A 13,468-nucleotide genomic window follows, 5' to 3' on the forward strand; every position below is an offset into this window, starting at 1 on the left:
CGCCGCTCGCCGCTCAGCCGCGCAGGCCGCGTACCGGCAGCAGGCAGTGCGCGGCGCTCAGAAGCATCTCCTCGTCGCCCGCGAAGGCGCGCAACTGCTGCTCGTCGACCGGCCGCCCCGGGGTCCCCTCGGCCCACGGCCGCGTCGCGACCAGGAAGTAGACCTGCCCGGTGGAGCGCGCGTCCTGCTCCCACTCCGGCGGTACGGGGCACTGCGCGTGGAGGTACGGCATGGTCAGCACGGCCCGGCCCGCCTCCACGATCAGCTTGATCGGGATGTTGGGCGACTGCGCGGCATCGATCAGTTCGCTGCCGGGCTTCAGCCCGATGTCCGAGAGCACCGCACGCATCGCCTCCGCCCCGGCCTCGGCTCCGTCCCGACCGTCGCCGAGTGAATAGGCCAGCAGGAAAGGCGCGTTGCGCTCACCGGCGGCCGGATCGCTGGTCCAGGGAATCACCGAGAGGGTGCCCAGGAGGGACGCGTAGTGCGCATGGTTCGCCGCGGTATTGGTAGAGGTCATGTCTGGGCACAGTAGTGGCCCGCGGAGAATATCCGTGAGCCCGCGTCACCCAAGTGGGCTATTGCGACGGGCAGTTACGGCCCAGGCTTGCCACGCGGCAATCGTCCTCGCGTACGAGAGAGGCGAATGCTTCCGGATTGACAGGGCACCGCCGGATGGCTGTAATGGTCGGCGTGTAGCGCGACACCGGCCAGAGAGCTCTGGGCAGGCCGGCGTTCGAGCGGACACCTTTACCGAGGGACGATGCCATGAGTTCATACTCCGCACCCCGCGTCTGACACATCCGGCGTACTCGGCGTAACGCCGGTACTCGCGCAATGCCAGCACTCGCGCAAGCCGGCACTCGCGTAACGGCCGTACCCGTCCGTCCATCTGACGTACGCGTACGCGTTTCCACGCGCCGTCCCTTGTCCTCCTGGTCCTCCTGGTCCTCCTGACAGCCCGCTGTCTCTCCACCCTGTTTCACGTTCGCGGCCGGCGCGTTCCGGAACACCAGGACAAGGCCCGCGTGTGGTCCCACCCATCCCCTTTTCTGCTTTTCCACTTCTCCTGGAGAGTCACCTCCGTATGCCCCTGTCCTTCACCCAGTCCGTCATCGAGGAGTTCCGGGCCAACCAGGGAAAGGTCGGCGGCCCTTTCGAGGGCGCCGATCTTCTCCTGCTGACCACCACCGGCGCGCGGTCCGGGGCGGAGCACACCACTCCGCTCGGCTTTGTACGCGACGGCGACCTGCTGCTGATCGTCGGCTCGGCCGGCGGCAGCCACCGTCACCCCGACTGGTACCACAACCTGCTCGCCCACCCCATGGTCCACGTGGAGATCGGCACCCGGACGTACGGGGCGATCGCCGTCCCCGCCGAGGGCGAGCGGCGCGACCTGCTCTTCGAGCGCGTCGTGCGCGCGGCGCCCGGTTACGCCGACTACCAGGCCGGCACCGACAGGGTCCTGCCGGTCGTGGCGCTGGAGCGCTCCGAACCCGACGCCGCCGGGGCGGGCCCCGGGGCAGGCCCCGCCAATCTCGCCGAGAAGCTGATCGAGATCCACACCTGGCTGCGTTCCCAGTTGGAGCACGTACGCGCCGAGGCCGACGCCCACTTCGCCGCGCGGGCGGCGCACCAGGGCCCCGGCGCGCCGCCCGCGCCGGGGCTCGGCCTCCAACTGCGCCAGCACTGCCTGGCGTTCTGCGAGTCACTGACGTTCCACCACACCGGGGAGGACGCGCATCTGTTCCCGGCGCTCGCGAGCAGCCACCCCCATCTGTCCGGCGTGTTCGCCCGACTCGCCGAAGAACACCGCACGGTCGCCCGGATCCAGGGCGAGCTGCACGCACTGCTGACGGAGGTCGCCACCGCGGATCCGGACCGTTTCCGTACCGAACTGGACCGCATGTCCACCGAGTTGTCGGCCCACCTGGACTACGAGGAGGAGTCGCTGCTGCCGCTCCTGGCCGGCATTCCGTTCCCTCCGGTCGCGCCCTGATCCGTTAGCGTCATCGGCGGTAGGAGACAGCCGGAGACGAAGGAGTACGTGAAGTCCATGCCCGCGGTTCCCCCAGCAGCAGACGACGCGCCCGTGATCCTGGGCAACGAGCCCGGCTCGTTCCCCCGGAGTGTCCTGGAAACCCGCCACCCGGCGCTCATCCGGCAGGTGCGTGACGCGTTCCCGTACGGCCCCGAGCAGCACGAGGCCCTTGACGCGCTCCTCCGGGAGATCACGGACGGAGTGATGGAGCCGCTCGCCGCGGACGCCCATGACCTCGGGCGATGGCGGAGCTGGGGGTATGACGAGCAGGTGGGCCGGTCATGGTTCGACGCGCCGTTCCTGTGGAGCGAGAGCTACTTCTACCGCAGGCTGCTGGGGGCCGTGGGGTACTTCACCCCCGGCCCCTGGCAGGGCGTCGACCCCTTCGCCCCGTTCAAACGCGCCGAGCTGCGGACCGGCGCGGTCGACGACGAACTCACCGCCCTGGACGGCCTCGCCACGGTGGCGGACGGTCCCGGACGGCGCGACGACGACCAGGCGTACGCGCTCCTGCTCGCCTCGCTCTGGGGCAACCGGGCCGACCTGGGGTTCCGTATCTCCTCCCCTTCCGCCTCGGAGGGCAGCGGCGGACCGGATACGGACTCGCCGCTCGTCGCGGACGACAGCGCCCTGTTGTGGTCCCTGCTCCCCCGCGGGGTGCCCGCCAGGCCCGTCCATCTGATCGCGGACAACTCGGGCCGGGAGCTGATCCCCGACCTCGTCCTCCTCGACCATCTCCTCCGTACCGGCCGCGCCGCCCGCGCCGTACTGCACATCAAGCCGTGCCCGTACTACGTGTCCGACGCGACGCTCCCGGATGTGGTCGACGCGCTGCGCCGGCTGCGCGAGGCACCCGGGTACGCCGCGCGGATCGGCAGGCGTCTGTGGGACGCGATGGCGGCGGGGCGCCTCGACGTACGCGCCCACGACTTCTTCCGCGCGCCACTGCCCTTCGACGCGATGCCCGCCGATCTGCGCGCCCAACTCGCCGATGCTGCGGTGACCTTGGTCAAGGGCGACCTGAACTACCGCCGCCTGGTGGGCGATCGCGCCTGGCCCGCCACCCTGCCCTTCGCCGAGCGCACCGCGTACTTCCCGGGCCCGGTGACCGCGCTGCGCACCCTGAAGTCCGATGTGGTCGTCGGCCTGAGCGACGACACCCTGAAGTCGTTGGACACCCGTACGGAGAAGGGGAGTTCCTGGCGGACCAGCGGCACCCACGCGCTGATCCAGACCCGGCTCAGCGACCGGTGAAACGGGGCTCGCGCTTCTCCAGGAACGCGCGCATGCCCTCGCTCTGGTCCTCGGTCGCGAACAACGCGTGGAACAGCCGCCTCTCGAAGAGAATTCCGTCGCGCAGTCCGGTCTCCAGCGCCCGGTCGACCGCCTCACGCGCCGCCGTCACCGCCGCCCTGGCGCCAGAGGCGACGGCGGTGGCGGCCCGCGCCGCCTCCTCCAGCACCTGCTCGTCGGGGACCACCCGGGACACCAGCCCGGACCGCTCGGCCTCGGCCGCGTCCATCGTGCGTCCGGTGAGGACGAGGTCCATGGCCTTGGCACGGCCCACCAGCCGGGTCAGACGCTGGGTGCCGCCGATGCCGGGGATCACACCGAGTCTGGTCTCCGGCTGCCCGAAGACGGCGGACTCCCCCGCGATCACGATGTCGCACATCATCGCCAGCTCACAACCTCCGCCCAGCGCATAGCCGTTGACGGCGGCGATCTTCGGCGTGCGGAAGGCCGCGAACTCCTCCCACTCCGCGAAGTAGTCCTCGTCCGCCATCTCCACGGCCGTCTTCCCCGACATCTCCCTGATGTCGGCGCCGGCCGCGAAGACCTTCTCCGACCCGGTGACGACAAAGCAGCCGACGCCCGGATCGCGGTCCAACGGGGCGAGTGTGGCGAGGAGTTCCCTCATGAGGGCGCTGCTGAGGGCGTTGAGCACATGGGGGCGGTGGAGCCGCACGGTCACGACGCGGCCGTCCGGTCCGTGCCGCTCGGTCTTGATGTTCAGGTCCACGGGAAGTGCCTCCGATCGGGGTCCGGCGGGACGTCAGGAGTCCCAGATGGCGCCGTACGCGGGGATGCCACGGCGTTCGAGGCCGTGCACGACCTGCCAGGTGAGCTTCTTGTTGGAGATGCAGATGACGGCCTCGGCCCCGAAGTCGCGGTACGCGGCGTAGGCGAGCCGCACCATGTCGGGTTTGCCGTGGCGCGAGGTGTCCCAGATGAGCGCGTCCGGCTGGACGCCGAGGATCTCGTCGACGAGCCCGTCCCCGTACGTCACCCGCGGATCGCGCGTCGCCCACACCAGCCGCGCGGGCACCTCGGCGGCGAGCAGATGGGGCAGACAGGGGCCGATCCCGCTGCCGGTGGCCACGTAGACCACCTTGCGGAACAGGGTCTCGATGTTCGCGACGCCCGCCGTGGTGATCCCCTTGACCCACACCCGCTCGGGCGCGTCGTCGATGAAGGATCCGGTCCAGTCGCCGGCGCGGGAGATGGTGAGCCGGAAGCCGGTGCGCCCCGGGGCGGGCACGTTGGCGAACGAGTGCCACTCCTTGAGCGGGCTGCGGCTGATCGTGGTGGAGGAACCGGCGAACGGGGTGACGCCGTGGTCGAAGTGGGCCAGCGCGACATGGGACGAGGGCCGTTCGATCCGTACGCCGACCTTGCGCAGCCGCAGCCAGGGCAGCGCGACCGAGAAGGTGACGAGGGCGAGCACCCAGAGACCGGGCTCGGCGACGACCGGTCCGCCGGCGGAGAGCGGGGCGAGCGCGGAGAGCACCGTATGCGTCCAGAAGAGCGCGAGCGCCGCCCAGCCGCCGAAGCGGTGGATCATCTCGAAGCGGTCGTGGAAGCGGGAGCGGAAGGGGGGCAGCGCGGTGGCGATCAGGCCGGCCAGCAGGGCGATCAACGTGTACGCGACGACCAGCAGCGCGCCGTCCGCGCCGGTGCCCTCGACGGTCAGGACAACGGTCTGCCCCAGGAACCACAACGCCCCCGCCACCGCCCCGCCCACGTGCAGCCCACCGAAGTGGTAGACCTTCGCGAGCGTCCAGCGCAGCTTGAGCGGTCGGCGCGTGGACGGCCAGGTGGCCAGCCGGAACAGCAGATTGATGACGTACTGCTGGCGTGCGACGACGGCGAGCGCGAGGTTGGCCAGGGCGGCATGGCCCAGCGTACGGGGGCTGTACGGGCCCGCCGCAAGGAAGCAGAGGTTGGCGAGGAGGACGAGGGCGGCGAGGCGGTTGTAGTGCATCAGGCGGGGGTGCTTGAGGAGCCGCCTGGGCCAGGAGGTGAGCGGGGGAAGGGAAATGGCATCGACATCGACGGGCGCGGGCACGGGCGCGGGCGGCACGGGCGGCACGGCTGCGGAAGACCGTGCGGAGGTCTTCGTCCGCGTCACGCCCCGGCGCACGCGCTCCTCACCGACGGAGAAGGTCACGCCCCCACCACCCCCACGCGCTCGGCCCGGTCGGTGCCCCCCGTGGCGAGCCGCAGCAGCGCCGCCTTGTCGATCTTCCCCCGGTCGGTCTCCGGCAGGGCGGCGAGGGGCAGCACTGCGGACGGCACGCAGTAGTACGGGAGGGCCGCCGCCACCGCCCCGCGCGCCGCCTCCGGGTCGACGTCCTGGGGGCAGACGAACGAGACGAGGTGCTGGGCGTCGCGCCGGAGGGTGACCGCGCGGGCGCATCCCGGCAGGGACTCAAGGACGGCGGAGACGGAGTCCGGCTCGACGCGGAAGCCGCGGATCTTGATCTGGTCGTCCGTCCTGCCGAGGTGTTCCAGCTCGCCGTCGGGTGTCCAGCGGCCGAGGTCTCTCGTACGGAACATGCGGCGGCCCCCGCCGAGGTAGGGGTCGGGCACGTACCGTTCGCCGGTCAGGACGTCGTCCCCGAGATAACCGGCCGACACACAGTCGCCCCCCGCCCACATCTCGCCCACCTCGCCGATGGGGACGGGGCGGCGCCGCTCGTCGAGGACGTACACCGTGTTGTTGGGGGTAGGGCGGCCGATCGTCAGCAGCTCCGCGTCCGGGTGATGGCGCTGCATCGTATTGACGATCGTGGTCTCCGTAGGGCCGCAGGCGTTGTGGAAGGCGCAGCGCCGCGCCCACAGATCGGCGAGCGGCCGCGGGCAGGGCTCCCCGGCGACGGCGACCGTCCGTACCCGGGGGCAGGTGGCGGGGTCGACGGAGGCGAGCACGGTGGGAGTCGCGACCAGGACGTCCGCGGTGCGTGCCGTCTCCGCGATGTCCTTGCCCCGGATGACGAGGGTGCCGCCGTGGCCGAGGCAGCCGAGGATCTCCCAGGCCGCCATGTCGAAGGCGATGTTGAGAAGCTGGGCGACCCGCTGCCCGGGCCCGATACCGAGGCCGCCGGACCCGGTGAACAGGATGTTGGCCACGTTCCGGTGCGTGACGGTGACCCCGTTGGGGCGGCCGGTGGTGCCGGAGGTGAAGAGCACGTAACACCCGTCGTCGGGCCCCGCCACGCCCTCGGGCGCGGGCTCCCCCGCCTCCGGCCCGTACCCGGGGAGCCGGTCCACGTCCTCCAGCGCGACGAGATGACGTACCCCGGCGGGTAAGGGCACACGGTGCGCGTACTCCCGCTGTGTGAGGACGATCCGTGTGGCGGCCGTACGGATGACCTGGCGGAGCTGGGCGGCGGGCGCGAGGCCGATGTCCTGCGGTACGTACGCCGCACCGGCCTTGAGGGTCCCGAGCAGCCCCACGAGCATGGGGATCGAGCGCCGCACGAAGAGTCCGACCCGGTCTCCCGGCCGCACCCCGGCACGCCGGAGCCAGTCGGCGAGCCGGTCGGCGCGCCGGTTCAGCTCCGCGTACGTGACGGTGACGCCACGGTGCTCGGCGGCCACGGCATCGGGCACGGCGAGCGCCTGCTGTTCGAAGGCATGGTGCACCAGGGCATACGGGACGCGCACGGCGGGCCCGTACCCGAACCGCCGGAAGAGCTCGCGGTCCCGCGGGGTGAGGTGGTCCAGATGCATGGGAGGGGAGACCTCCTGGCTGTTTCGAGCGACGGATGGGGGTCCGGTATTTCGAACGCCTTGCGGTCCACTGGCCGGCGGGGGCCGACGCCCCTCGCGGTCTTCCGTCCGACTGTAGTGCGCGCGCTTTAACTCTCAACTACCCCTGACCGGACAAGAACTGACACTTAATCAGCCACATGTGCCGCCTTCCACCCCACCGGCAACCTTCGCCACACAGTGCGACGACACCACAGGTAGGGGAAGCTCCGCGCGCAGGCCGGGCCTGCGCACACAGCACCAGGTGCGCGTCCACCTCGCACGTGTCACCGTCCGTGACGGAAGCACGGGAGAAGGAGACGTCGGCGTCGGCCGGGACCAGGTGACGGGCCCCGGTGAGGCGGGCCAGTTCCAGCCCGCCGGCGACGTAGCCCGAGTGCAGGTGTGTCTCCGCCACGTAGACGATGCGCACCCCTCGTCGGGCGGCGGTGGCGCTCACCTGGCCGATGTCCCGCGGCCCCATACGGTACGAGACGGATGCCTGCCCGGCCGGCATCACGCCGAGGCGTGTGCGGCGGTTGTCCCCCGGCTCCGCTTTCGTCGGTCTCGCGCACCGCGGCTTCGACACGGTCGCCGTGGTCCGCCCTCCGCGGCTCGCCTGCACGCCGGCTCGCCCGCCGCGTACGCCCGTACGGCACACGAACCGGGCTCGCCATGCTGCCGGTCTCGCCTGCGGATCTGCCTGACGGCCCGCTGGCCCGCCTCGGCAGGAGACAGATCTGTACCTCATTGCTGTACGGCGCAAAAAAAGCCCCTACCGGGGTTCCCCGGTAGGGGCTTTGAGCTGCTGTGGACCTGAGGGGATTTGAACCCCTGACCCCCTCGATGCGAACGAGGTGCGCTACCAGTCTGCGCCACAGGCCCTTGCAACGAGTGAAACTTTAGCACCCTCCCGGCCGTGCCCGGAAATCCGTTGGCGGCTGGTCACGGGGTCGACGGGCCGGCGACCCGCGGCGGTCTGGTCACTCGTTGGCCGCGCGAGGGCGGTCGTCGTCTTCGTCGTACTGGTCGAAGAGCGGGGTTCTGCCGTGGTCGCGGGTGCGGCGCTGGGGTGGAGTGCGGGGGGAGGGGGTGGGGTCCGGTGCCGGTTCGGCCGTGGAGGAGCGGGCCGCGCTCCAGGTCTCCGGGTCGCCGACCTCCACGCCGCTGGAGGCGCGGGGGGCGACCGGGGCCGTGACGTACGTGGGCAGGGGCACCGGGACCGGTTCCCAGCTCTCGCCGCGGGCCGGGCCGCGTTCGCGCTGCTGGTCGACCCATTCCGCGTGGTCGGTCTGCTCGACCAGGGCGCGGCGGCCCGCCTCCTGGGGGGAGACCGTGGCGGCCGGCTCGGGCTCGGGGCAGGGTTCCGGCTCCTGTTCGGGCTCGTCGGACCCGGCCGCGGAGGGCTGCCGGCGCGGGGAGCGGTTCTCGCGCAGCCGCTGCGCGGCGGCCTCGGCCCGGCGCCGGTCCATGGTGAACGCGAAGCGGCGCCGCTCCTGGCCGCGCAGATGGACGATGTACGTACTGAGGAGTATGGCCGGGACCGCGGGCGCCCAGAGGAAGCCCAGGCCTCCGACGGCCGCGACGATCGCGCCGAGAGTGAAGGAGAGGAAGAGGATCATGGTGGTGCGCCGCCGGCGCGCCAGGACCTGGGAGCGCTGTGCGCGCCGGGCTCGTTCGGCCGGATTGCCCGCGGGGCGCGCGCGCCGCTTGGACGCCGGGCGCTCGGGGGCGGCACGGGGCGCGGGGTGCGGTTCGGGGTGGGGCGCCGCCGACCTGGGCTGCGCCGACCTGGCCGGAGCGGGGATGTCCGCGTGGACGCTCATCCGGACTTCCGTGTGGTCCGGAGGCGCGGCGAAGGACCGGACGTCGACGGAGCTGATCGACTCCGTACGACTCCCCGGTTCCCCGTCGGCCCCCGCCTCCTCGGCGGCTCGCCCCTGAAGCTCCTTGGCGTAACGGCGCTCCATGGCCGCCCGTCCGGACAGCAGCCGGATGGCGGTGCTGAAGCGTTCCGTCGGACGTGCCTCGTTCAGCTCGTCCTGCCTGCGGAGCCACATCGGCACCAAGTAGGCGGCCCAGGCCCCGACGATGACTGCGTAGATGAGGCCGCTGCTGCTCACGGTTCACACCGTAGAGGGGTTCGCACGAGGGCATCGGCCAATTGGGCCGGTGTGTCGCACGATCCGGCTGATATTACGGACTTTTTTTATGATTGTTCGTATCGGTTTATGGTCGTATGCAACGCGATATCGAAAGTTTGTTTTATTTTCTGGTCGTTCCTGGGTGTGCTCGGTGCCAGCGGCGGACCAGCCCCTCGGGCACCTCCTCCGCCGTGAGGACGTAGACGAGGTGGTCCCGCCAGGCTCCGTCGATGTGGAGATAGCGGGGGCGCAGCCCTTCCTCCCGGAAGCCGAGCTTGTCGACGACGCGGCGGCTGGGCCCGTTCTCGGGGCGGATGCAGATCTCGACGCGGTGCAGCCCGACCATCCGGAAGCAGTGGTCCACGGCGAGCGCGACGGCCGTCGGCATCACCCCACGGCCGGCCACCTCGCGGTCCACCCAGTAGCCGACATGGCCGGAGCACATCGAGCCCCAGGTGATCCCGGCGACCGTGAGCTGGCCCACCAGCCGCCCCTGGTACTCGATGACGAACGGCAGCATCCGGCCCGCGTTCGCCTCGGCGCGCAGATGGCGGACCATCTGGCGGTACGTGGGGCGCTGGGCGACCGGGCCGCCGGGGGGAGGCGGCGGAATCGTCGCTTCCCAGGGGCGCAGCCAGTCGCGGTTGCGCCGGTTCACCTCCCGCCAGGCGCGCTGGTCGCGCAGTCTTATGGGGCGGAGGGTCACCTCACCGTCCACCAGCGTCGTGGGCCAGGCCGGGTTCATCCGGAGACGCGGGGGTGATCGCCGCCGCGGATCTGGTCCACGGCGTGAAGGAGCAGCCGGTCCAGTACGGCGAGCCCGTCGCGTACGCCGCCGGTCGAGCCGGGCAGGTTGACGATGAGGGTCCGCCCCGCGACGCCCGCCAGGCCCCGGGAGAGCGCGGCGGCGGGGACCTTCGCGGCGCCCTCCGCGCGGATCGCCTCCGGGATGCCGGGGATCTCGTGGTCGAGCACGCGGCGCGTGGCGTCCGGAGTGCGGTCGGTGGGCGAGATGCCCGTACCGCCGGTGGTGAGGATCACGTCGTACCCGGCGGCCACACCCTCGCGCAGGGCCTGTTCGACCGGGTCGCCGTCGGGGACGACCCGCGGGCCGTCGACGGCGAAGCCGAGCGCGCCGAGGCCGTCGGCGAGGAGCGGGCCCCCGCTGTCGGGGTAGACGCCCGCCGCGGCACGGTTGGACGCCGTGACGACCAGGGCCCGGTACGGCGACGAGGGCGCCCCGCCCGACGGTCCCGGGCGGCCGGGTGGCGCCGTGCTCATGCCGTACCCCCGTCGGCTCCGTCATCGGCCGCCTCGGGGCGGTTCCAGGTTCCGGACCTGCCGCCGGTCTTCTCCTCGACCCGTACGTCCGTGATGACGGCGCCCTTGTCGATGGCCTTCACCATGTCGACGACGGTCAGCGCGGCCACCGAGACGGCGGTCAGGGCCTCCATCTCGACCCCGGTGCGGTCGGTGGTCTTCACCGTCGCCAGGATCTCGACCGCGTCGTCCGTGACCGAGAGGTCGAGCTTGACGCCCGACACGGCCAGTGGGTGACAGAGCGGGATCAGGTCCGGGGTGCGTTTGGCGCCCATGATGCCCGCGATACGGGCGGTGGCGAGCGCGTCCCCCTTGGGCACTCCCTCGCCTCTGAGCAGTTCGACGACGCGCGGCGAGACCAGCACCCGGCCGCTGGCGCGCGCGGTGCGTGCCGTGACCTCCTTGGCGGAGACATCGACCATCCTGGCTGCGCCCGACGCGTCGATGTGGGTCAGGCCGTCCTGTCCCGCCTCGGTCAGGCCGTCCTGACCGCTCGATCCGCTCTCGTCGGCCTGCTGAGGGTGTCCGGGGGTCGCCCCCCGGGAAAACACAGTCATTCGCTGTGGCGCTCCCGGTCCGGGCCCGACAGGGCCTGTGTGGGCAGCCACGGTACCGCCACAGGGGTGCGTCAGCCGATCAGAACCACCTCGACCTCCGTGCCGGGCTCGACGGAGACGGTCTCCTCCGGGATCACGATCAGCGCGTCGGCCTGCGCCAGGGCCGCCACGAGGTGGGAGCCCGCGCCGCCGACCAGGGTGACGGCGCCCGCCTCGGCGTCGTACGCGCCGCGCAGGAACTGACGGCGGCCCGCCGGGGACGAGAGCGTCCGGTCCGCCCTGAGGGACGCTCTGACCGTCGTACGGTGCAGGTCCTCCAGGCCCATGAGGGCACGGATCGCGGGCCGGGCGAACAGCTCGAAGGAGACGTAGCACGACACCGGGTTGCCGGGGAACGCGAGCAGCGGGGTGTGCTCAGGGCCGATCGAGCCGAACCCCTGCGGCTTGCCGGGCTGCATCGCGACACGGCGGAAGTCGATCCCGCCGCCCGCCTCGTCCTCGTCGCCCACGGAGGAGAGCGCCTCCTTGACGACGTCGTACGCCCCGACGCTCACGCCGCCCGTGGTGACGACCATGTCGGCGCGGATGAGCTGGTCCTCGATCGTGGCGCGCAGGGTGTCCGCGTCGTCGGTGACGGCGCCGACCCGGTAGGCGAGGGCGCCCGCGTCCCTGGCCGCGGCGGTGAGGGCGAAGCTGTTGGAGTCGTAGATCTGGCCCTCGCCGAGCGACTCGTCCGGCTGGATCAACTCGCTGCCGGTGGAGAGGACGACCACCCGCGGGCGCGGGCGGACCCGGACCCTGCCCCGGCCGATGGCCGCCAACAGGCCGATCTGCGGCGGGCCGAGGACCGTACCGGCCTTCAGGGCGAGATCACCGGCGCGCACATCGCTGCCGCGGGCACGGACGTGGGCGCGGGCCTCGGCCGGGCGGTGGACCCGTACCTCGCCGCTCGCGCCGGCCCCGTCCTCGCCGGCCGGGCGCATCGAGGTGGCCGCGCCGGCGCCCGTACCGCCGTCGGTCCACTCGACGGGGACGACGGCCTCGGCGCCGGGCGGCAGCGGGGCTCCGGTCATGATCCGGGCGGCCTGCCCGGGGCCGACCTCGGGGAGCGCGCCGCTGCCCGCGGCCACGTCCCCGACGACGGTCAGCACGGCGGGGAACTCCTCCGTGGCGCCCGTCACATCGGCCGTACGGACGGCGTACCCGTCCATGGAACTGTTGTCGAACGGCGGCAGTGCGACCGGAACCGTGACGTCCTCCACGAGGACGCAGCCCTGGGCGTCGAGCAGTTGCAGCTCGATGGGGTCGAGGGGACGGACCGCGGCGAGGATGTCCGCGAGGTGGTCCTCGACGGACCAGACCCGGTCCTGCCCGGGGGCCGGGTCCGGCCCCGGGCCCAGGTCCGGGCCCCGGCCGGGGTCCGGGGCGTCTGCCGTGCTGCTCACGTGCTACAACTCCTCGCTGACATAACTGCGGAGCCAGGTCCGGAAGTCCGGGCCCAGGTCTTCACGTTCGCACGCGAGTCTGACAATGGCACGGAGATAGTCACCCCGGTCACCGGTGTCGTAGCGGCGGCCCTGGAAGACGACCCCGTGGACCGGACCGCCGACCTTCTCGTCCGCGGAGAGCTGCTGGAGGGCGTCGGTGAGCTGGATCTCACCCCCGCGGCCCGGCTCGGTCTTGCGGAGTATCCCGAAGACGGCGGGGTCCAGCACGTAGCGGCCGATGATGGCGTAGTTGCTGGGGGCGTCGGCGGCGTCGGGCTTCTCGACGAGGTCGTGCACCTTCACCACGTCGGTTTCGCCCGTGGGCTCCACGGCGGCACAGCCGTACAGGTGGATCTGCGCCGGATCGACCTCCATGAGGGCGACGACGCTGCCGCCCTCCCGCTCCTGGATCTCGACCATGCGCGCGAGCAGCGGGTCACGCGGGTCGATCAGGTCGTCGCCCAGCAGGACCGCGAAGGGCTGGTCGCCGACGTGCGGGGCGGCGCACAGGACGGCGTGCCCGAGGCCCCTGGGGTCGCCCTGACGCACGTAGTGCATGGTGGCGAGGTCGCTGGACTCCTGGACCTTCGCGAGGCGCCCGGCGTCGCCCTTGCGGGTCAGCGCCTGCTCCAGTTCGTAGTTCCGGTCGAAGTGGTCCTCAAGAGGGCGCTTGTTGCGACCGGTGACCATGAGGACGTCGGAGAGCCCCGCGGCCACCGCCTCCTCGACCACGTACTGGATCGCCGGCTTGTCGACGACCGGCAGCATCTCCTTGGGCGTGGCCTTCGTGGCGGGGAGGAACCGGGTGCCGAGGCCTGCGGCGGGGATGACAGCCTTGGTGATCCTGGAGGGCGAATGAGTCATGGCGGGGAGCCTATCCGGTGCGTA

General features: G+C 71.9%; 12 protein-coding genes, 1 tRNA gene and 1 pseudogene. 2 read left to right on the forward strand and 12 right to left on the reverse strand.

From position 1 onward, the window contains the following. Window positions 1-13: 13 nt before the first annotated feature. The gene (locus tag ACIQ7D_RS15810; protein WP_403937782.1) at window positions 14-520 is read right to left on the reverse strand and encodes a DUF5949 family protein; all 507 of its coding nucleotides are present in this window, start codon (window positions 518-520) and stop codon (window positions 14-16) included. 567 nt (window positions 521-1,087) lie between these two features. On the opposite strand from ACIQ7D_RS15810, the gene ACIQ7D_RS15815 reads away from it, so the two are divergent. Then, window positions 1,088-1,999, forward strand: coding sequence for a nitroreductase/quinone reductase family protein (locus ACIQ7D_RS15815; protein ID WP_403937784.1), 912 nt, complete (start codon window positions 1,088-1,090; stop codon window positions 1,997-1,999). Between the two features lie 57 nt (window positions 2,000-2,056). Then, entirely contained in the window at window positions 2,057-3,295 is a 1,239-nt protein-coding gene (locus tag ACIQ7D_RS15820) for a damage-control phosphatase ARMT1 family protein (protein WP_403937786.1), read from the forward strand. Here ACIQ7D_RS15820 and ACIQ7D_RS15825 read toward each other — a convergent pair. From ACIQ7D_RS15825 to galU, 11 genes and pseudogenes are all read right to left on the reverse strand, one after another. Further along, the gene (locus ACIQ7D_RS15825) at window positions 3,282-4,061 is read right to left on the reverse strand and encodes an enoyl-CoA hydratase-related protein (protein WP_403937789.1); all 780 of its coding nucleotides are present in this window, start codon (window positions 4,059-4,061) and stop codon (window positions 3,282-3,284) included. The two genes, ACIQ7D_RS15820 and ACIQ7D_RS15825, sit on opposite strands and share 14 nt — an antisense overlap. A 33-nt stretch (window positions 4,062-4,094) precedes the next feature. Next, on the reverse strand, window positions 4,095-5,387 hold the full coding sequence (locus tag ACIQ7D_RS15830) for a hypothetical protein (protein ID WP_403937918.1): 1,293 nt from the start codon (window positions 5,385-5,387) through the stop codon (window positions 4,095-4,097). 98 nt (window positions 5,388-5,485) lie between these two features. After that, on the reverse strand, window positions 5,486-7,054 hold the full coding sequence (locus ACIQ7D_RS15835) for an amino acid adenylation domain-containing protein (protein WP_403937791.1): 1,569 nt from the start codon (window positions 7,052-7,054) through the stop codon (window positions 5,486-5,488). Window positions 7,055-7,259: 205 nt separating this feature from the next. After that, window positions 7,260-7,589, reverse strand: a pseudogene (locus tag ACIQ7D_RS15840) (MBL fold metallo-hydrolase); the annotation flags it as partial. 294 nt (window positions 7,590-7,883) lie between these two features. Further along, window positions 7,884-7,957: transfer RNA gene (locus ACIQ7D_RS15845), tRNA-Ala, on the reverse strand. A 98-nt stretch (window positions 7,958-8,055) separates the two neighbouring features. Beyond that, window positions 8,056-9,195, reverse strand: a complete 1,140-nt coding sequence (gene glpR / locus ACIQ7D_RS15850) for a gephyrin-like molybdotransferase receptor GlpR (protein ID WP_403937793.1) — start codon at window positions 9,193-9,195, stop codon at window positions 8,056-8,058. A gap of 142 nt (window positions 9,196-9,337) precedes the next feature. After that, window positions 9,338-9,961 carry a GNAT family N-acetyltransferase gene (locus ACIQ7D_RS15855; protein WP_403937795.1) on the reverse strand — a complete coding sequence of 208 codons (624 nt, stop codon included), beginning with the start codon at window positions 9,959-9,961 and terminating at the stop codon, window positions 9,338-9,340. Next, a complete protein-coding gene (locus ACIQ7D_RS15860) occupies window positions 9,958-10,497 on the reverse strand; it encodes a molybdenum cofactor biosynthesis protein B (RefSeq protein WP_403937797.1) in 540 nt (179 codons plus the stop codon). The genes ACIQ7D_RS15855 and ACIQ7D_RS15860 overlap by 4 nt, the downstream gene beginning before the upstream one ends. After that, a complete protein-coding gene (gene moaC, locus ACIQ7D_RS15865) occupies window positions 10,494-11,093 on the reverse strand; it encodes a cyclic pyranopterin monophosphate synthase MoaC (RefSeq protein WP_403937799.1) in 600 nt (199 codons plus the stop codon). Before moaC ends, ACIQ7D_RS15860 begins: the two co-directional genes overlap by 4 nt. Window positions 11,094-11,164: 71 nt before the next feature. Further along, window positions 11,165-12,493 carry a gephyrin-like molybdotransferase Glp gene (gene glp / locus ACIQ7D_RS15870; RefSeq protein WP_403937920.1) on the reverse strand — a complete coding sequence of 443 codons (1,329 nt, stop codon included), beginning with the start codon at window positions 12,491-12,493 and terminating at the stop codon, window positions 11,165-11,167. 48 nt (window positions 12,494-12,541) lie between these two features. Continuing rightward, on the reverse strand, window positions 12,542-13,444 hold the full coding sequence (gene galU / locus ACIQ7D_RS15875) for a UTP--glucose-1-phosphate uridylyltransferase GalU (protein ID WP_403937801.1): 903 nt from the start codon (window positions 13,442-13,444) through the stop codon (window positions 12,542-12,544). Window positions 13,445-13,468 lie beyond the last annotated feature (24 nt).

The organism is Streptomyces sp. NPDC096310 (genome assembly GCF_044763125.1).
Classification (GTDB): Bacteria; Actinomycetota; Actinomycetes; order Streptomycetales; family Streptomycetaceae; genus Streptomyces.